The organism is Leclercia pneumoniae (genome assembly GCF_017348915.1).
GTDB lineage: Bacteria > Pseudomonadota > Gammaproteobacteria > Enterobacterales > Enterobacteriaceae > Enterobacter > Enterobacter pneumoniae.
Window position 1 is genome coordinate 581,844 of sequence record NZ_CP071383.1, and the last position, 18,654, is coordinate 600,497.

Below are 18,654 nucleotides of genomic sequence, written 5' to 3' on the forward strand. Positions count from 1 at the left end.
AAACCGGTTACAGTAACCGGTTGCAGTTGCCGTATGCAGAGATTAATACTGAATAGGTAACTCCCCCTGTATCCAATAATAAGAGTCGACTATGAAACCTATCCGTTTGAGCAGTACCGCTGGTAGACGAACCAGCAAGGTGGTGAAAGTGGTTTATGGAACACCGTGCGGCGCGCAGGCGCCCGAAACGAACCTGTGACAGGAGAGCCGTTATGTCTGCCAACCATGCTGCGTTTAACCTGATATTCCGTTTTGTCGAAAATTATGTCAGTCCTGTTGCCGGGCGTATCTCTGCCCAACGCCACGTTATGGCCATCCGCGACGGCTTTATCTCAGCCATGCCGTTTATGATTGTGGGGTCGTTCCTGCTGGTGTTTGCCTATCCGCCATTCTCGCCAGATACCACCTGGGGCTTTGCCCGCGCCTGGCTTGATATGGCAAAACAGTTTGAAGGCCAAATCCTGACCCCGTTTGATATGACCATGGGCATTATGTCCATTTACATCTGCGCGGCCATTGCCTACAACCTGGGCAAGCATTACGTTAACTCGCATCAGCTTGACCCGTTCATGTGCGCCATGCTCTCCTTAATGGCGTTTTTACTCATCGCCGCGCCTAAAACGAAAGGAGCGATGCCGGTAGACAGCCTTGGCGGGACGGGGATTTTTACGGCCATCCTTGTCGCGATCTACTGCGTGGAGATGATGCGTTTCCTGAAAGCGCACAACATTGGTATTCGCCTGCCTGACCAGGTGCCGCCAATGATCAAAAACTCCTTCGATCTGCTGATTCCCGTCCTGGTGGTGGTGTTAACGCTCTATCCGCTGAGCCTGTTTATTCAGTCGCAGTTCGATATGCTCATCCCGCAGGCCATTATGGCTATCTTCAAACCGCTGGTGTCGGCTGCCGATTCGCTGCCTGCCATTCTGCTGGCGGTGCTGATTGGGCACCTGCTCTGGTTTGCAGGGATCCATGGGGCTGCCATCGTCTCTGGCATGCTGCAGATGTTCTGGCTCACTAACCTCGGGATGAACCAGACGGCGCTGGCACAGAGCGCACCGCTGCCGCACATCTTTATGGAGGCGTTCTGGACCTTCTTTATCGTGATTGGCGGCTCGGGCGCAACCATGGGACTGGTCTTCTGCTACTTACGTAGCCGGTCTGCGCATTTACGCTCTATTGGGCGTTTGAGCGTGGTGCCAAGCATCTTCAACATTAACGAACCGGTGATTTTTGGCACCCCTATCGTAATGAACCCCGTTTTCTTTATCCCCTTCCTGCTGGCACCTATGGTCAATGCGGTACTGGCATGGGCGGCAATGAAACTGGATCTGATTGGACGCGTGATATCGGTGGTCCCCTGGACGGCCCCGGCTCCGGTTGGCGCGGCATGGGCACTGGGCTGGGATTTCAGGGCCGCCGTACTGGTGATACTGCTGGCGCTGGTTTCTGCCATTATTTATTACCCGTTCTTCAAGGTGTACGAGAAACAGCTGCTCGCGCAGGAGGCTGAAGAGGCGCAGCGCGCGGAAGAGGAGAGCCAGCAGGTGGCTTAGGTAAAAGCAAACCGGCAACTGAGGTTATAATGCCGATCGGTTAAGCACGGTGGAATCGTTCCGTTCACTAAGGCATCTCTGCTTTATGCCGGTTCCTCTGCGGCCTGACCGGGGCACGGGTGTTGACTCCCCGCTGAAATCGGCGAACCGGAGACCGGATGACAAGGGCTGGACGCCATGGATGGCGGCCAGAGGCGAAGCGAGACAGGGACGTCGAGTTGAGCCGACCGCAGGCAGGAGGTCGGGAGGTGAGCGCAGTGCGAAGCACCGATTTCGTTACGGGGCCGTGGGGAAGGGCATCCGCCCGCAAAAACCTACTTCAGCGTGCAATCGCCGCACTGCTGCACATCGGGCAGGCGGTTACGCTGACAGCATGTACGACGCACTAGCAAACCGTCGCGCAGAACAACGGTGCGGAAAAGGGGGTTATCGCTGTCATCAGAAAGCGAGCGGTCCATGAAACAGGCGTGACGCAGTGCGTCAATTTTCTCTTCCCCCAGCAGCGGTTTCATCTCATTCAGATACCAGTTGATCAGGTAACCGGTATTGCTCCAGATGAGTTTCGCGTTTATCTGTCCGGTCTCTTCCAGCGCCTCAATGACCGGAACCAGCGCCCGTGTAATCAACACTTCCATTCGCTGCTGAGCTGAAAGCCGCGACGTCTGCTTATCCTCATGGACGTCGATCCAGAAGCAGGCGGCACGCCCGGTTTCATGGAATTCCACATGGAAATGTTCGGGAGAGACATCCAGCGCCGTATCCTGCGCAAGCAGCGCTAACATCAGCGGCGGCACCATCAGTCCGACATACCACTGCGCCCACAAAGAGAGGAGCGGCTTGTTTTCGCGCGTCAGGCTGGGTTGATTACGGTAGATGTGATCCGAATAGGCGGCCAGCAGCGATTGCAGCTCAACCGGACGGCGCCACTGCGCCAGCGTCATACTGCTGTGCGGGGGAGCTTCATCCAGTTTAATGAACTCCAGCAGATGCTCACGCGTCTGGGCGATGGTGTTATGCAACGCATCCGCAAGCGCCGACCTCCCGGTGGGGAGAGGTGCGCGCCAGAGAATATTTTCAACGGCTTGTGCGGACTGTATGGCCATAAGCGGACTGGATAAAAATCTAAATGATAATGATTGCCAATCCTAACTATAGATAAAACCGATCGCAAGGGATTTTACTCCCACCCGTGCTGACAAATGAGAAATATTACCATATGATATTGGTTATCATTATCAGTATGCGGGACAGACTATGTTAAGCAGAGCATTGGGGAGTGGGTGGGGGATATTACTGCCGGCGATGATTATCGCCACGCTGGCCTTTGTCGATCTGCCTATGGCGATCTGGAAAGGGATTATCGTCACTGGGTTACTGCTGACATCGGTCATGATCTGGCATAAAACATTACGGCACTTTGTGTTGCTGCCATCGTGTGTTGCGCTAATCAGTGGGATGTTGGTGCTGATGATGAATCTGAAGTGAAGGGTACTGCAAGAGAGAAGGTAAGATTTGGTGCGAGGGGGGGGACTCGAACCCCCACATCCTAAGGACACTAACACCTGAAGCTAGCGCGTCTACCAATTCCGCCACCTTCGCACAGTCATCTTACTTTTTTTGATATCGCCTCGTTGGTGCGAGGGGGGGGACTCGAACCCCCACATCCTAAGGACACTAACACCTGAAGCTAGCGCGTCTACCAATTCCGCCACCTTCGCACAGTCATCTTACTTTTTTTGATATCGCCTCGTTGGTGCGAGGGGGGGGACTCGAACCCCCACATCCTAAGGACACTAACACCTGAAGCTAGCGCGTCTACCAATTCCGCCACCTTCGCAAACCATCGATACTTTAAAAGTATCGTAACCACGGAGGCGCATTCTAGATGTTTTAAGAAGGACGTCAACAGAAAAATGCGTAGGGGCAGCGTGAACGGTGCAAAAATGGGCTTTAACGGTGCCCGGCTTACGCCGGGCAGGAGACGTTATTTTTTCGCCTGGCGTGTCATGATGGCGCGATAAATTTTAAACCGGCCGGTCTGGGCTAACACTTCATGGAAGCCAAAGGTTTCATCCAGGATTTTTGGGTAAGGTAGGAAGGCGTTCGCGACGATGCGCAGTTCGCCGCCGCTGTTCAGATGGCGCACCGCTCCACGAATCAGGGTCTGGGCCGCTTCAAGACTGGTTTCGATACCATCGTGGAAAGGCGGGTTTGAGATGATCATATCGAAACGACCGTTCACGTCCGAGAAGACGTTGCTGGCGAACACTTCACCTTCAATACCATTGGCGGCAAGCGTCGCACGGCTGGCTTCAATGGCCGGCGCGCTCACGTCACACAGGGTTAAGCGCACCTTAGGCGAATGGCTGGCAAGCACCGCGGAGAGCACCCCTGCACCACAGCCCACGTCCAGCACTTTACCTTTGGTATGTGGCGTCAGGGTTGAAAGCAGCAGTTTGCTTCCTACGTCCAGATCGTCACGGCTGAAGACGCCCGGCAGGGTTTTGATGGTGAGCGTATCGAGGGCGTATTCCCCCCAATATTTTTCGGCATCGAACGCCGGTTTTTTGTCCAGACGGCCATGATAGAGGCCGCAACGACGGGCGCTGTCAATTTTAGTCAGCGTGACGTACTCTTCCAGCATCGGTTCGGCGCTACGCACGCCGCTGCGGTTCTCGCCGACGATGAAGATATCGCAGCCCACCGGAAGCAGTGAGAGCAGGTTCATCAACTGGAACTGGGCTTCCGGCTTATTTTTTGGCCAGTAGTAGATCAGGGTGTCGCAGTCAGCCACATCGTTCTGCTCCGCGACCAGGCTAAAGCGCGCACGCTCGCCCATCTGACGGCTTAAAACCTGCCAGTGGTGATACTGCTGAGTGTGCGCACGGCTGTCGGCACAATCGAAACGGGCAGGCAGGTCATCCTGCATATCTCCGGCAAACAGAATACGGCTTTGTTCGAAATCATCACTGTGACGCAGCAAGACTTCACTTGCCGGGGTAAATGCAGACATAGTTGTTCCTCAATAATCAGTGGCGGCGATTATAGTTGTTTGTTGGCGCAGATTCGACGAGTTTGGTATATTTGCGCGCCTGACAGACAGGAGTTTTCGCAATGACATCCCGACGAGACAGGCAATTACAGCAGCTGGGCATTACCCAGTGGGCGCTGCGCCGCCCGGCGGCATTGCAGGGCGAAATCGCCATCTCCCTCCCTGCGCATGTGCGCCTGGTGATGGTGGCAAATAACCTGCCCGCGCTGAGCGAGCCTTTCGTGACCGATGTCCTTCGCGCCCTGAAGCTGACGCCCGATGAGGTGCTACAGCTCACCCCGGAGCGCGTGGCGATGTTGCCAGAAGGGAGTCGCTGTAACAGCTGGCAGCTCGGCGTGACGGAAGCGATGGCGCTTAACGGCAGCAATCTTGCTACCCCAGCGCTGGACGAACTTAAAGCCAACCCGGCCGCCCTCAGCGCGCTGTGGCAACAAATCGGCGAACATGAACACAATTTCTTCCCTCACGACGACTGATTTAGCGCAGGCGTTTGCCATTGAAAAACGCGCCCACGCCTTTCCGTGGAGTGAAAAAACCTTCGCCAGCAACCAGGGTGAGCGGTATCTGAACTATCGCATGGATGTCGATAGCACTATGGCGGCTTTCGCCATCACGCAGGTTGTTCTGGATGAAGCGACGCTGTTTAACATTGCAGTCGATCCTGCTTTTCAGCGCCGTGGCCTGGGCAGGGCGCTGCTTGAGCACCTTATTCGCGAGCTGGAAACACGAGACGTATTCACGCTGTGGCTGGAAGTACGTGCATCGAACGTCGCCGCCATCGCCCTGTATGAAAGCTTAGGCTTCAACGAGGCGACGATTCGCCGTAACTATTACCCCACTGCAGAAGGACGTGAAGACGCCATCATCATGGCTCTACCGCTTGGATAACTAAAAAGGTTGTAAAATGAACTGGGACTGGATTTTCTTTGATGCCGACGAAACGCTGTTTACTTTCGATTCGTTTGGCGGCTTACAGCGGATGTTTCTGGATTACAGCATCACCTTTACCGCTGAGGATTTTCAGGATTACCAGGCGGTGAACAAACCTTTGTGGGTCGATTACCAGAATGGCGCCATCACTGCGTTACAGCTGCAACATCAGCGTTTTGACCTCTGGGCCGGCCGCCTGAACGTCAGCCCTGGCGTACTGAATGATGCCTTCCTTAATGCGATGGCTGAAATCTGCGCTCCGCTGCCGGGTGCCGTCTCTTTGCTGGATTCATTGAAAGGCAAAGCGAAGCTGGGGATTATCACCAACGGCTTTACGGCACTGCAGCAGATCCGCCTCGAACGCACGGGTCTGCGTGACTACTTTGATGCGCTGGTGATCTCAGAAGAGGTCGGCGTACCAAAACCGGATCCGCGTATTTTTGACTATGCGCTGGAGCTTGCCGGTAATCCGGATCGCGCCCGCGTACTGATGGTGGGCGATACCGCAGAGTCTGATATTCGCGGCGGCATGAACGCCGGGCTGGCTACCTGCTGGCTAAATGCGCACGGTCGCGCGCTGCCTGAAGGCATCGAACCGACCTGGACCGTTACCTCGTTGAGCGAACTGGAGCAGCTCCTGTGTAAACACTGATTGCCTCCCCCCCGTTGATGGGTAAAATAGCCGCAATTTTTCGTATTCATCATGCGTGGCGCTTCGCCGTGCTTACTTAGAAGATTAATTATGACGTTGTCTCCTTATTTGCAGGAGGTGGCCAAGCGCCGCACTTTTGCCATTATTTCTCACCCGGATGCCGGTAAAACCACCATCACCGAAAAGGTGCTGCTGTTCGGACAGGCGATCCAGACCGCCGGTACCGTAAAAGGTCGCGGCTCTAGCCAGCATGCAAAATCTGACTGGATGGAGATGGAAAAGCAGCGTGGTATCTCTATTACCACCTCCGTGATGCAGTTCCCCTATCACGACTGCCTGGTCAACCTGCTGGACACCCCGGGCCACGAAGACTTCTCCGAAGATACTTACCGTACTCTGACGGCGGTGGACTGCTGTCTGATGGTGATCGACGCCGCGAAAGGTGTTGAAGACAGGACCCGTAAGCTGATGGAAGTGACCCGTCTGCGCGATACGCCGATCCTTACTTTCATGAACAAACTCGACCGTGACATCCGTGATCCGATGGAGCTGATGGATGAAGTGGAGAACGAGCTGAAGATCGCCTGTGCGCCTATCACCTGGCCGATTGGCTGCGGGAAGCTGTTCAAAGGGGTGTATCACCTCTATAAAGACGAAACCTACCTCTATCAGACCGGTAAAGGCCACACCATCCAGGAAGTCCGTATCGTGAAGGGGCTGGATAACCCGGATCTGGACGCGGCGGTTGGCGAAGAGTTGGCAGCGCAGCTGCGCGATGAGCTGGAGCTGGTCAAAGGTGCTTCTCACGAGTTCGATAAAGAGCTGTTCCTGAGCGGGGATATCACCCCGGTCTTCTTTGGTACCGCGCTGGGTAACTTTGGCGTAGACCATATGCTCGACGGCCTGGTGGAGTGGGCGCCGAAGCCGATGCCACGTAAAACCGACACCCGTGAAGTGGAAGCGCAGGAGGAGAAATTCACCGGCTTCGTATTCAAAATTCAGGCCAACATGGATCCGAAACACCGTGACCGCGTCGCCTTTATGCGCGTGGTGTCCGGCAAGTACGAAAAGGGCATGAAACTGCGCCAGGTACGTATCGGTAAAGACGTGGTGATCTCCGACGCGCTGACCTTCATGGCGGGCGACCGTTCGCATGTAGAAGAGGCGTATCCGGGTGACATCATTGGTCTGCACAACCACGGTACTATCCAGATTGGCGATACCTTCACCCAGGGTGAAATGATGAAGTTCACCGGTATTCCGAACTTCGCTCCGGAACTGTTCCGCCGTATTCGTCTGCGCGATCCGCTGAAGCAGAAACAACTGCTCAAAGGGCTGGTCCAGCTCTCCGAAGAGGGTGCGGTACAGGTATTCCGCCCTATCGCCAACAACGATCTGATCGTAGGGGCGGTGGGTGTACTGCAGTTCGACGTGGTGGTTGCCCGTCTGAAGAGCGAGTACAACGTGGAAGCGATTTACGAATCGGTCAACGTCGCGACCGCCCGTTGGGTAGAATGTGCCGATGTGAAGAAATTCGAAGAGTTCAAGCGCAAAAACGAAGTTCAACTGGCGCTGGATGGAGGTGATAACCTCACCTATATCGCGCCAACTATGGTGAACCTGAACCTCACTCAAGAACGTTACCCTGACGTACAGTTCCGCAAAACCCGCGAGCACTAATCCCCTCTCAGAGCACGGCTGTCGCCGTGCTCTGCTTAATTCCCTGCCTTATTAACTCCTTGCGGAATGTTCTTAAATCACCGCGATTTGCTTTTGGTTGTTCATTTTTTCCTCGATTCTGAAAGCGGCGTTAAAATTGTGATCTATATTTAACTCAGTGTTTAACACCGGGTGTGGATGAAAGCTCTGTTCAATGCGTGTTGATAAGTCTCTCATCCTCACCCTGTGTTCTCTCACAATATTAAAGACTGAATCTAAGGGATATTCGTCGCTCGAATAACGAGTAGATAACAGGAGTACATCGATGAATATGAAAAGTGTGAAGATTTCAAAAACCCTGCTGGCCGTCATGTTGGGCAGTGCCCTGGTAAGTGGTTCCGCGCTGGCGGAAGAGACCACCACGGACAAGGCGCAAAACAGCGCGAGCAGCGCAGGTGAAAAAATCGATAGCTCTATGAATAAAGTCGGTAATTTCATGGATGACAGTGCTATCACGGCTAAAGTTAAAGCGGCATTGGTGGATCACGATAATATCAAGAGCACCGATATCTCCGTGAAAACGGAAAAAGCTGTCGTCACCCTGAGTGGCTTCGTTGAAAGCCAGGCACAAGCCGAACAGGCTGTGAAAGTGGCGAAAGAGGTTGAGGGTGTCTCCTCAGTCAGCGACAAACTGCATGTACGTGATGGTAAAGAGCAGGGCGTTAAAGGCTATGCAGGCGATACTGCAACCACCAGCGAAATCAAAGCTAAACTGTTAGCAGATGACATCGTTCCGTCACGTAAAGTGAAAGTTGAAACTACCGATGGCGTGGTTCAGCTCTCCGGTACGGTTGACTCTCAGGCGCAGGTAGACCGCGCTGAAAGCATCGCGAAAGCGGTTGATGGCGTGAAAAGCGTTAAAAACGACCTGAAATCGAAATAAAAAATCTAAATTCGCCCTTCTGGCTGAGGCCAGAAGGCGAGATCAGAATTACACCTGTAGATATCGCGTGAGCATCTGAGCGCTCAGATTTAGCGGTCGACATTAACTATGGTAAAGGAGAGGCTTATGTTTCGTTGGGGCATTATATTTCTGGTTATCGCGTTAATTGCCGCCGCTCTTGGTTTTGGCGGACTGGCGGGTACCGCGGCTGGCGCGGCGAAAATTGTCTTCGTTGTCGGTATTGTTCTGTTCCTGGTCAGCCTGTTCACCGGACGACGCCGTCCGTAGCAACAGCTAATCCGTAGCACGGATATACCGGAGCATCTTAAAAGCCAGTCCTTGCGACTGGCTTTTCCCGTTTGAGGAACAGGCCACGTTTGCGTTACTGTGTCCTGACACAATAATTAAAAACAGGAAGGCAGAGGTGGGTCAGCGAATTCCCGTTACGCTCGGCAATATTGCGCCGCTGGCGATAAAACCCTTTCGCCCGGGGCAGATAGCATTAGTCTGCGAAGGCGGGGGGCAGCGTGGCATCTTCACAGCAGGGGTGCTGGATGAGTTTATGCGCGCGCAATTTAACCCCTTCGATCTCTATTTCGGCACCTCTGCGGGTGCGCAAAATCTCTCTGCCTATGTCTGTAATCAGCCCGGTTATGCCCGCAAGGTCATTATGCGCTACACCACCTCGCGGGAGTTTTTTGACCCGGTACGTTTTGTGCGGGGAGGAAATCTGATCGATCTCGACTGGCTACTGGACTCTACCTCTCGTCAAATGCCGCTGGCGATGGACACCGCCGCGAGGCTGTTTGATACCGGTAAGTCTTTCTGGATGTGCGCAAGTCGCAGCGATGACTATACGCCGGGCTATTTTTCCCCGCTGAAAGAGAACTGGCTGGATATTATCCGCGCCTCGAGCGCCATACCGGGTTTCTATCGCAATGGCGCCACGCTGGATGGCATTAACTATCTGGACGGCGGCGTTAGCGATGCCATTCCGGTGCAGGAGGCGGCCCGGCGTGGAGCACAGACAATCGTGGTGATCCGCACGGTTCCCTCCCAGATGTACTACACCCCCCAGTGGTTTAAGCGCATGGAGCGCTGGCTTGGGGAGAGCAGCCTGCAGCCGCTGATGAATCTCGTACATCATCATGAGATGACTTATCACGCGATCCAGCAATTTATCGATAAGCCGCCGGGAAAGGTGCGCGTCATCGAAATCTATCCGCCCAGGCCTTTAAGCAGTATGGCGCTGGGCAGTCGTCTGCCCGCGCTGCGGGAAGATTACAAAACAGGGCGCCAGTGTGGGCGTTATTTTCTGGCTACCCTCGGCAAGCTGCTGGCGGAAAGTCCACCGCTGCGCCGCCATACGCGGCTTATCCCCCCGGCTACGGTGGTGGTACCGCCTGCAACCGTGGCCAACGATGCCGTTACCACGCCGCTGGTTGATATTCCCCAGGCGAACGATACGCTGTTTGATAACGAGGATTTAGCGTGAGTTACCGCTTTGTAGACACCCATTGCCATTTCGATTTTCCCCCGTTTACTGGCGATGAGACGGCCAGCATCGAGAGGGCGGCAAAGGTGGGCGTGGAGGCGATCATCGTGCCCGCTATTCAGGCAGCGCGCTTTGAGCAGGTATTGCAATTAGTAGGCGGGCATCCGGCTCTGTATGCTGCCCTCGGCCTGCATCCTATCGTGATCGAAACCCATCAGGAGCGCGATCTGGAGGCGCTGGAAGCGGCGCTTCAGGCCAGGCCTGAAAAGCTGGTGGCCATCGGCGAGATCGGCCTCGATCTGTATCGCGCTGATCCCCAGTTTGCGCGCCAGGAAGCGATCCTCGAGGCCCAGTTAAAACTGGCAAAACGCTATGAGCTACCGGTGATTCTTCACTCCCGCCGTACTCACGATAAGCTGGCTATGCACCTTAAGCGGCAGGATCTTCCGCGTACCGGGGTGGTGCACGGCTTTGCCGGCAGCCTGCAGCAGGCGCAGCGGTTTATCGACATGGGTTACAAAATTGGCGTCGGCGGCACCATTACCTACCCGCGTGCCAGTAAAACGCGTGATGTGATGGCGCAGCTGCCACTCTCCGCGCTATTGCTGGAGACCGATGCGCCTGACATGCCGCTTAACGGTTTTCAGGGGCAACCGAATCGCCCCGAGCAGGCGGCCCGGGTCTTCGCCACTCTCTGCGAACTGCGAAATGAACCCCCAGAGGCGATCGCCGGGGCGCTGCTGGATAATACCCGCGCGCTCTTTGATCTGCCGCTTTAGAAAGAGTGGTTGCCGTTATACTCATGAGCCTCTTCTGCCTGCGGATGCTGAGGGGGCTGGCGGGTTTACAAGACGATGTTTTTGTTAGCGATTGCGTTCAATCTCTCAGCCCAGCCGCTAATAATAAGAGCGTGCCAGCCGTCACCACGATCAGAGAAATAAAAGCGTATTTCCCGCGACCAAGCCCGCAAAAAAGCGATACCGAGCCACCCATCAAGAGTGTGCCTGCGATTGCATAAAGCACTTCTCCATATTTTCCCCAACCCCGCAGACACAACAGCGCAGGAATAATCATCGACCAGCCTGTTCTTCGCCAGGAAAGTTCGGTCCTTTCCGGCTGAAGGCCGGGATCGCCAGTCGTCATGGTTTTCCCTGCCAGAGCAAGATCCCAAGTGAAACAGAAAGCACAACCATCAAAGCAGAAAGGATTACGAGTGCACGGGTATAAGGTAAATTTGTCGCCAGCCGCATGGCATACTCATTACGTCGCCAGCGGCGCCATGCCATAAATCCCATCAGGGACGCACTTAGCAGAAGCGTTGTCGAGATAGCTATACGTAACTCTCCGGATGAGAGTTGAGGAGAAAATTGTTCAATTCCTACGGCGCCAGCCATCAGCGCAAGTGCCGTGCGGATCCAGGCAAGAAAAGTTCGTTCGTTTGCGAGAGTGAAGCGGTAGTCTGGCGTTTTACCCGCCAGCCACCATTTACCTCTGGGTCGTACGGACGAGACGTTATCCTGTTGACTCACGTTTAATCCTTTCTTTAATTAGCAATTCTTTTATCGACAGTCCGGTTGATGCACTGTCTCGTAGGTTATGGCGTGTCACTTCAGTACATAAGAATTCAATGATGAATAGCTGCGAAATACGCGTAGCAATGGAGTCGCCCTGATAGGGGCCTGCACTGCCGCAGGTTAATAGCCAGGTTTCTGCAAGTTCAGTCAGCGGTGACTGGGGGCTATGCGTGATTGCCAGACGCTGTGCTCCCGCTTTCTTTGCCAGCCTGAATGCGTTGACCACTTCCGGCGTTTCACCGGAATGGGAGAAGGCGATGACCAGATCGTTGGGCTTCAGGTTGGCAAGCTTTAGCGTCATGGTGAAGCGATCGGTATAGGCTTCAGAATCAATACCTTGACGGTTCATTTTGTCTCTCGCTTCCATGGCTGAAAGCCCTGAAGCGCCAAATCCGACAAACAGAACGCGGTTGGCCGTCAATAAGCGCTCCACCACTGGATTAACGACTTTCATATCAAGCAGGCCGATAGTCTCATTGAGGGTGGTTGCCACTGTCATTGAGATCTTCTGCGCTACGTCATTGCGCGTGTCATCCAGAAAAATATCCGGTGAGGTGGGCAAAAGCTGGTCGGTCTCTTCCAGCAACTCGCGCTTCAGGGCTGATTTCAGTTCCAGCAACCCGGTATAACCGATCTTCTTACAAAAACGCACGATCGTGGCTTCGCTGACTGAGATAGCTTCTGCCAGTTTACGCACCGGCATCTGTGCCACCGCTGCGGGCTGCTCAAGAATAAAGCGGGCAATATGTTGGTCAGTTTCACTCAATCCCGACATGATATTGCTGATATAAACCCGAACATTCTCGCGATTAGCGCTCATCGCTACACCTGACCTTAAGCATGATGAATAAGCGGATATTTTGGCAATACCCCGCTCATGCGTCCACCGCAAAACGTAGCTTCACTCTGAATGCCTCGTTTTCATTCGGCTTAAGCTGTCGTATCCCACGCTTGTGAGTTATATCCCCTTTGAATCCTGGGCAATCGGTCGTACCCGCCAGGGGTTCAATGCAGAGTAAATCGGCACCGGGAACTCCCCACAGTGCCAGCCAATCTTGTGTGCCCGTCTCCAGCGACATCACCACGTTACCTTCAGGATTACGGATAAAAATCTGCCGCTGCTGGCAGTTCCCGAAGTAAACGGCCCCTTCGCGAAATGAGGACGGCTCAAGCGGAAAGGTCCCGGTGGTCTGGAATTGCTCTTCTGTGATTAGCGTTCTGTTCCGGGTAAGGAATGGCCCCCGCACCGGATTATCTGCAAACTCAACATGCCAGCCAGGCTGGCTGGCTATCGGTAAGGCAAAGCCCGGATGCCAGCCAATGGAGTACCAGAAAGGGCGATCGTCATCATTAAAAATCTGCTGCGATACGCAAATCCCCTCCCTTTCAAGAGTAACTTCATACCTGATACGCCATCGCCAGGGCCATTGTTTCATTGTTTCGGTCGTTGCCATGGCCTCGAGAAGAACATGGTTGTTACCTTTACTGAGACAGGAAAATGTCTGGTGACGTAAAAAACCGTGTGGCGCTAAGGCCAGGAAGTGCCCGTTAACCCTGATTCCGCCCTGAACAAGTCCTCCTACAACAGGAAAAAGCTGTGTGGCGGAATGATTCCAGACGTCAGCTTGTGGTTGCCACAGCCATTCCCCCCCTGTCTGTTTATCACGCAGGCTGCAAAGTTCCCCGCCGAGTGCATTGACTGAGACCTGAAAGCGGTCATTGCCAATCGTCCAGACATTCATGGTTATTCCGTCCTCAACAGCAACCGGGCCTGATAAACCAGCGCCTTATGACGATCGCCCGTAAAGCAGGCATCTATGAGCGCAAACAGATCCTGTTCAACCAACACATGCCCTGCCGGGAAATGGGTGAGTATGGCTTCGGCAGCCAGACCCTGTTCCTTTGCCGCAGTAAGGATGAAGCGCAATGCTTCTTCCACACCATGATGTTCACAGCGATACTCTTTGCCAGTCCATAAGGTCTGCTTTGCCCAGCGCTCGGCAAAGGCACGTTCTCGCTCAGGCATTAATGGGTCTAACTCAAAACGCGTGTAAAGCTCAGAGGGTGCGTCATGACGCCGCATCTCTTCAGCAATGGCGCTGGCAAACTGAAGCGTCCGTTTCTCGTCGTGCAGAGAGTGCATCTGTCGGGGATCGTTTTTCAGATCGAAGAACTTATCTCCAAAACGCCATGGGTTAAGGTAGCCAAAGGTTGCAGGGATCTGCATGACCTGAGCCCCCAGGGTGAAATCGAAACCGGGATGGATACGGATATCAGTGAGTTCGCTAGTTTTAAACATGCTGTCGATACGCGTTGGCATCAGGGTATATTCGTACAGGTTCTCCTTGCCGGCCTCGCGAGGGCATCGCATGTAAACGTAATTGCCATCAGTAATGTTGATGTGCCCACCGAAATAGCCAAACATTGCATAATCCCTGATCGGGGTATCATCTTGTACGGCAGGAAGAAGAGGTTTACCGGTCATAGATGGTGGACGGGTAACGTCAAAGTAGTCCAGCAGGGTAGCCGGGATATCCACGGTTTGCGCCAGCGCGCTACGGCGTACGCCCTCTGCCTTACAGCGCGGATCGCGTATAAAGAACGGCGTATTGGCGATTTCATTGTAAACCGGCATGATATTTTTGCCCCACCACTGGTGTTCACCCAGCAGGAAGCCATGATCGGTGCAGACGATAAATAGGGTATCTTCCCAGAGATTGAGCGCCTTAAGCTTATCCATAACCTGCCCGAGGTAGTCATCACACATTGTGATGAGCGCCTGGTAAAATTTTCGGACCTTATCGTCGTCTTTACCGCCTGGCGAACCGCAGTAGTAAGGCACCCAGCCATCGAACTCATCCGGCGTGCAACCGTACTGCGCGAGATATTTTTCGGGCACAAAGAATGGCTCATGGGGATCGAAACACTCTATTTGCAGGAACCAGTTATCCTGGTGCTGATTCACATCGAGGAACTCCAGGCCAGCGCTGATGGTGCGATGCGTGAAATGCTCTTCCTGCGTGGGCATTGCGGCACGATTGATAAGATCCTGAGTCATTCGGCCACTGCGGCGACGAAGCGTCTCTTCATCCTCCATGCCCTGCCAGTTAATCGCCGGTTTCTCAACCTGACCTTTCCAGCAATCGCCTTCCTGACCCCGGATAAATTCAAAGGTGGAATAACGCGTATGGTAGGTTGCGCCGCCATCACGCCAGTAATGTTTGTGGTCGGTTACCATATGGGTGTGGACACCGGCCTGCTTCAAAGCCTGAAACGTCGAGAAATCGAAGGGCTCTATAGGACCCCAGCTGCGATGAAGGAAATTGTAACGGCCGGTGTGAAGTTCACGCCGGGCAGGCATACAAGGCATGCTGCCAACGTAGAAATTATCAAACTGTACAGATTCGTTTGCCAGCCGGGTAAAGTTAGGGGTGATGGCATCGCCCCCATAGGGGGCGAGATGGTTACGCGTCAACGTATCAAACATTAACATTACAGCTTTCATAAGACGTCTCTTCTTTATGAACCGATAAACTCTTCTACTTCATTCTTAATCAGGGTTACATGCGGGCCGTAGACTACCTGTACCCCCTCTCCACGGACGAAGGCGCCACGGCTACCTAACTGTTTGAAGGCTTCTACCGTTACCCGCTGCGGATCTTTTACCGTGATGCGCAGGCGCGTAGCGCAGCAGTCCACATCCACAATATTTTCACGTCCACCTAAAGCCTGAACGATGCCTTCAGCTCTCTCGTTACCGGCAAGCGTGGATGCCGGTTGTTCCTCTTCCGATTCCTCTTCACGGCCCGGCGTTCTGAGCTGTAACCACTTAATCAACGCGCGGAAGCTGAAGTAGTAGAGACAGAACATGACGAGCCCAAGCGGCAGCATCAGTACCCAGTTTGTCTTTGCATTGCCCTGCAGTACACCAAACAACAGGAAGTCAATGAGCCCACCAGAGAAGGTCTGACCGACGGTAATTTGCAGGATATGCGTCAACATAAACGCCACGCCAGTCAGAACAATATGTACGCCATAGAGCAGTGGCGCACAGAACATGAACGCAAATTCAAGCGGCTCGGTGATACCGGTGACAAAGGCAGTCAGCGCAGCGGACAGCATCAGGCTGGCGACCTTTTTTTTGTTCTCTGGACGTGCGGAATGGTAAATAGCCAGCGCTGCACCCGGTAAACCAAACATAAAGTCGGCGAAGCGGCCCGCCATGAAGCGTGAAACGCCGATGTAATATTGCGTGACAGAGGGATCGGCCAACTGAGCAAAGAAGATTTTCTGCGTGCCTTGTACTAGCTGCCCGTTGACCATTTGTTCCCCACCTACGCTGGTTAGCCAGAAAGGCAGATAAAACAGGTGATGCAGACCAAGCGGAATGAGGCATTTGAGGATCATGCCGTAGATGAGTGTACCGACGTAGCCAGTCTTTTCGACCAGCCCGCCAAGGTGGGTAATGCCTATCTGAATATGCGGCCAGATCCAGAAAAGAGCCACCCCGAGGAAGATGGCGAAGAAAGAGGTTACGATAGGGACGAAACGTGAACCGCTAAAGAAGGCCAGCAGATTAGGAAGCTGCGTTTTCCCGAAGCGTTTCTGCACCCAGAACGCCAGGAGCCCACTCAGGATACCTCCCATGACCCCAGTCTGTAAGGTCGTGATACCCATTACGCTTGCCTGACCTGCCGCCGCCAGATTCTCTGTCGCCAGTGTGCCTGACAGTAACAGTGAGGCATTGATCGCCTTGTTCATCACGATAAAGCACAGCACTGCAGCAAGACCGGCGGTGCCTTTATCACTTCGGGCCATACCTACGGCTATCCCTACAGCAAACAGCAGGGACAGATTATCGAAGACCACGCTGCCGCATAGCTTCATGACCGTAAAGATCGCCTGAATAATCTCGCTGTTCAGTACAGGATAGGTAGCTATGGTAACCGGATTAGTGAAAACGCCGCCGAACCCCAGAAGCAGGCCTGCCGCGGGCAGGACAGCAATCGGCAGCATAAACGATTTACCCAGATTTTGTGCTCCGGCAAACAGTTTGCTCATAAAGACCCCTGATGTTGGTGTTATGAAGTTTATATTTCATGTTATATTTGTTTTTGAGAAATATATGTTTCGATCCTTTTTGTACAAAGTCAAAACACGTCAGCAAAAGAGTGAACTCTGTCACTAAATTTCCCGGCGTGATTTTCAGGAGTGCATATGAACAAACCCTTTCACCTTATGGCTAAGTCAGTCAGTTTTCAGTGCAATATCGCCTGCGACTACTGTTTTTATCTGGAGAAAGAAGAGGGAACACTCAAACCTCGTAAAGCTGCCCGTCATATGGACGATAGCACTCTGGAGGCTTATGTCCGGCAGTACATCGAATCAAACCCAGCCCCGGAAGTAGAGTTTACCTGGCAGGGTGGGGAGCCCACCCTTGCCGGTATCGCCTTTTATCAAAAGGCTCTGGAATTGCAAAAAAAGTTTGCTGGCACGAAACGCATTACCAACAGTATTCAGACTAACGGCGTGCTAATTGACGAGCAGTGGGCTGAATTTTTGGCGAGAAATCGCTTCCTGGTGGGACTCTCCATAGACGGGCCGGCATGGCTACACGATCGGTATCGTAAGACTCGCAGCCAGCAATCGGTCTTTGATAAGGTGCTACGCGCTATGAGGCTGCTACAAAAGTATCGCGTTGAGGTGAATGTACTCACAGTCGTGAACAATGTAACGGCCGAGCACCCGCAAGAAATCTACGATTTCCTGACTCAGGAGTTGAAAGCGGAATTTGTTCAATTCATTCCTGCCGTAGAACAACGCGCTGTTGATAAAAAATACGGTGAATTATTGTATCCGCAGACGCTCAAAGGTTCTGTCACCGAGTGGTCGGTCTCAGGTGAACAATACGGACAATTTATGAAGGGGGTGTTTGATCGCTGGGTGCGAAAGGATGTCGGTCGGGTGTACGTTCAGATGTTTGACAGCGCTTTGGCTGCCTGGCTTGGAGAGAAACCGTCGTTGTGTGTCATGCAGTCATCGTGCGGGTTCGGTCTGGTGGTAGAGCAAAACGGTGATGTCTACAGCTGCGACCACTATGTCTATCCTGAACATCGGCTGGGAAACGTCAGGCGAGATAATCTGGCCAGGATGGTCGCCAGTAAACAACAGCGCAAATTTGGTCTGGCAAAAACAGAGGTTAGTGCAGAGTGTATGCGTTGTGAGTGGCGCTTTGCCTGCCATGGCGGCTGCCCAAAACACCGTATCCATAAGAGTGGAGAGCGCTGGCACAATCATCTTTGCGCGGGCTATAAAGCCATTTTTAGCCACATGGATCCTTACATGCGGTATATGGCTGATCAAATAAAAGCTCAGCAACCACCGGCCAGGGTTATGCAGGTTATTGATTCGATTGGCGCCTCTGAATCCATATCGAAATAATCAATTCTGACGAAGAGGAGCGTCTCACTCTTATCTCTGTAATGTCACGGAAGAGGTTATTTTAACGTGCCGGGTCGGTCACCTTTGTGGATAAAATAACAGCCCCTTCATTTGTGTAGCCCGTCGGGAATAGTCTCTTTACACCTGCGAACACGAACGACCAGTAACACGGCATCGACTACTTCAACGTCCCGACTACATGGCAACGCGTCCCGAATATTACCCGCTTGCTCTCAGCGAGACGGGTTCCATAACGTTCATTTTATAGCCAGTCGGGCCGCTCACCTTTTCCAGAACGCTATTATCAATAAAGCCAGCGTGTGCGTAGAGATCAACACTGCGCACCGGTGAT

Annotated in this window: 19 protein-coding genes and 3 tRNA genes; 11 read left to right on the plus strand and 11 right to left on the minus strand. The window is 53.4% G+C overall.

Annotated features, from left to right (window positions below):
• Nucleotides 1-212 precede the first annotated feature (212 nt).
• Complete coding sequence (locus JZ655_RS02735; protein WP_040077289.1) at nucleotides 213-1,556, plus strand: PTS sugar transporter subunit IIC; 1,344 nt, start codon at nucleotides 213-215, stop codon at nucleotides 1,554-1,556.
• Between the two features lie 314 nt (nucleotides 1,557-1,870).
• On the opposite strand, the gene fhuF is transcribed toward JZ655_RS02735, so the two are convergent.
• Nucleotides 1,871-2,659: a siderophore-iron reductase FhuF gene (fhuF, locus tag JZ655_RS02740; protein WP_207292946.1), complete on the minus strand. Its 789-nt coding sequence runs from the start codon at nucleotides 2,657-2,659 to the stop codon at nucleotides 1,871-1,873.
• Between the two features lie 151 nt (nucleotides 2,660-2,810).
• Here fhuF and JZ655_RS02745 point away from each other — a divergent pair, with 151 nt between their 5' ends.
• Nucleotides 2,811-3,041: a DUF1435 domain-containing protein gene (locus JZ655_RS02745; protein ID WP_040077286.1), complete on the plus strand. Its 231-nt coding sequence runs from the start codon at nucleotides 2,811-2,813 to the stop codon at nucleotides 3,039-3,041.
• Nucleotides 3,042-3,069: 28 nt separating this feature from the next.
• Here the strand turns inward: JZ655_RS02745 and JZ655_RS02750 are convergent.
• From JZ655_RS02750 to rsmC, 4 genes are all read right to left on the minus strand, one after another.
• Nucleotides 3,070-3,155 (minus strand) — tRNA-Leu (locus JZ655_RS02750).
• A 33-nt stretch (nucleotides 3,156-3,188) separates the two neighbouring features.
• A tRNA-Leu gene (locus tag JZ655_RS02755) sits at nucleotides 3,189-3,274 on the minus strand.
• Nucleotides 3,275-3,307: 33 nt separating this feature from the next.
• Nucleotides 3,308-3,393: transfer RNA gene (locus tag JZ655_RS02760), tRNA-Leu, on the minus strand.
• Nucleotides 3,394-3,540: 147 nt separating this feature from the next.
• Nucleotides 3,541-4,569, minus strand: a complete 1,029-nt coding sequence (gene rsmC, locus JZ655_RS02765; protein WP_207292947.1) for a 16S rRNA (guanine(1207)-N(2))-methyltransferase RsmC — start codon at nucleotides 4,567-4,569, stop codon at nucleotides 3,541-3,543.
• Nucleotides 4,570-4,670: 101 nt separating this feature from the next.
• Here rsmC and JZ655_RS02770 point away from each other — a divergent pair, with 101 nt between their 5' ends.
• The 8 genes from JZ655_RS02770 to JZ655_RS02805 all read left to right on the plus strand — a co-directional run bounded on the left by JZ655_RS02770 (nucleotide 4,671) and on the right by JZ655_RS02805 (nucleotide 11,066).
• A complete protein-coding gene (locus tag JZ655_RS02770) occupies nucleotides 4,671-5,084 on the plus strand; it encodes a DNA polymerase III subunit psi (protein WP_207292948.1) in 414 nt (137 codons plus the stop codon).
• Nucleotides 5,053-5,496, plus strand: a complete 444-nt coding sequence (gene rimI, locus JZ655_RS02775; RefSeq protein ID WP_040077283.1) for a ribosomal protein S18-alanine N-acetyltransferase — start codon at nucleotides 5,053-5,055, stop codon at nucleotides 5,494-5,496. Before JZ655_RS02770 ends, rimI begins: the two co-directional genes overlap by 32 nt.
• 16 nt (nucleotides 5,497-5,512) lie before the next feature.
• Nucleotides 5,513-6,190, plus strand: a complete 678-nt coding sequence (gene yjjG, locus JZ655_RS02780) for a pyrimidine 5'-nucleotidase (protein WP_040077282.1) — start codon at nucleotides 5,513-5,515, stop codon at nucleotides 6,188-6,190.
• A gap of 90 nt (nucleotides 6,191-6,280) precedes the next feature.
• On the plus strand, nucleotides 6,281-7,870 hold the full coding sequence (prfC, locus tag JZ655_RS02785) for a peptide chain release factor 3 (protein WP_046885054.1): 1,590 nt from the start codon (nucleotides 6,281-6,283) through the stop codon (nucleotides 7,868-7,870).
• Between the two features lie 304 nt (nucleotides 7,871-8,174).
• Nucleotides 8,175-8,792, plus strand: a complete 618-nt coding sequence (osmY, locus tag JZ655_RS02790) for a molecular chaperone OsmY (RefSeq protein WP_046885053.1) — start codon at nucleotides 8,175-8,177, stop codon at nucleotides 8,790-8,792.
• Between the two features lie 126 nt (nucleotides 8,793-8,918).
• A complete protein-coding gene (locus tag JZ655_RS02795) occupies nucleotides 8,919-9,080 on the plus strand; it encodes a DUF1328 domain-containing protein (protein WP_046885052.1) in 162 nt (53 codons plus the stop codon).
• Between the two features lie 136 nt (nucleotides 9,081-9,216).
• Entirely contained in the window at nucleotides 9,217-10,287 is a 1,071-nt protein-coding gene (locus tag JZ655_RS02800) for a patatin-like phospholipase family protein (RefSeq protein ID WP_207292949.1), read from the plus strand.
• The gene (locus JZ655_RS02805) at nucleotides 10,284-11,066 is read left to right on the plus strand and encodes a TatD family hydrolase (protein ID WP_207292950.1); all 783 of its coding nucleotides are present in this window, start codon (nucleotides 10,284-10,286) and stop codon (nucleotides 11,064-11,066) included. The genes JZ655_RS02800 and JZ655_RS02805 overlap by 4 nt, the downstream gene beginning before the upstream one ends.
• 97 nt (nucleotides 11,067-11,163) lie before the next feature.
• Here JZ655_RS02805 and JZ655_RS02810 read toward each other — a convergent pair whose 3' ends face one another.
• Genes JZ655_RS02810 through JZ655_RS02835 form a run of 6 tightly spaced genes read right to left on the minus strand, consistent with a single transcriptional unit; the run spans nucleotide 11,164 to nucleotide 16,922 of the window.
• On the minus strand, nucleotides 11,164-11,430 hold the full coding sequence (locus JZ655_RS02810) for a DUF202 domain-containing protein (RefSeq protein WP_207292951.1): 267 nt from the start codon (nucleotides 11,428-11,430) through the stop codon (nucleotides 11,164-11,166).
• Nucleotides 11,427-11,816, minus strand: coding sequence for a YidH family protein (locus tag JZ655_RS02815; protein ID WP_046885049.1), 390 nt, complete (start codon nucleotides 11,814-11,816; stop codon nucleotides 11,427-11,429). The genes JZ655_RS02810 and JZ655_RS02815 overlap by 4 nt, the downstream gene beginning before the upstream one ends.
• Nucleotides 11,800-12,681 carry a MurR/RpiR family transcriptional regulator gene (locus tag JZ655_RS02820; protein ID WP_046885048.1) on the minus strand — a complete coding sequence of 294 codons (882 nt, stop codon included), beginning with the start codon at nucleotides 12,679-12,681 and terminating at the stop codon, nucleotides 11,800-11,802. The genes JZ655_RS02815 and JZ655_RS02820 overlap by 17 nt, the downstream gene beginning before the upstream one ends.
• 55 nt (nucleotides 12,682-12,736) lie before the next feature.
• Nucleotides 12,737-13,603 (minus strand): aldose epimerase family protein, encoded by an 867-nt coding sequence (locus tag JZ655_RS02825; protein WP_207292952.1) that lies wholly within the window; start codon nucleotides 13,601-13,603, stop codon nucleotides 12,737-12,739.
• Nucleotides 13,604-13,605: 2 nt separating this feature from the next.
• The gene (locus JZ655_RS02830; RefSeq protein ID WP_207292953.1) at nucleotides 13,606-15,366 is read right to left on the minus strand and encodes a sulfatase; all 1,761 of its coding nucleotides are present in this window, start codon (nucleotides 15,364-15,366) and stop codon (nucleotides 13,606-13,608) included.
• 14 nt (nucleotides 15,367-15,380) lie between these two features.
• Nucleotides 15,381-16,922 carry a PTS transporter subunit EIIC gene (locus JZ655_RS02835; protein WP_207292954.1) on the minus strand — a complete coding sequence of 514 codons (1,542 nt, stop codon included), beginning with the start codon at nucleotides 16,920-16,922 and terminating at the stop codon, nucleotides 15,381-15,383.
• Nucleotides 16,923-17,078: 156 nt separating this feature from the next.
• Here JZ655_RS02835 and JZ655_RS02840 point away from each other — a divergent pair, with 156 nt between their 5' ends.
• The gene (locus tag JZ655_RS02840; protein ID WP_046885044.1) at nucleotides 17,079-18,302 is read left to right on the plus strand and encodes an anaerobic sulfatase maturase; all 1,224 of its coding nucleotides are present in this window, start codon (nucleotides 17,079-17,081) and stop codon (nucleotides 18,300-18,302) included.
• The last annotated feature ends 352 nt before the right edge of the window (nucleotides 18,303-18,654 follow it).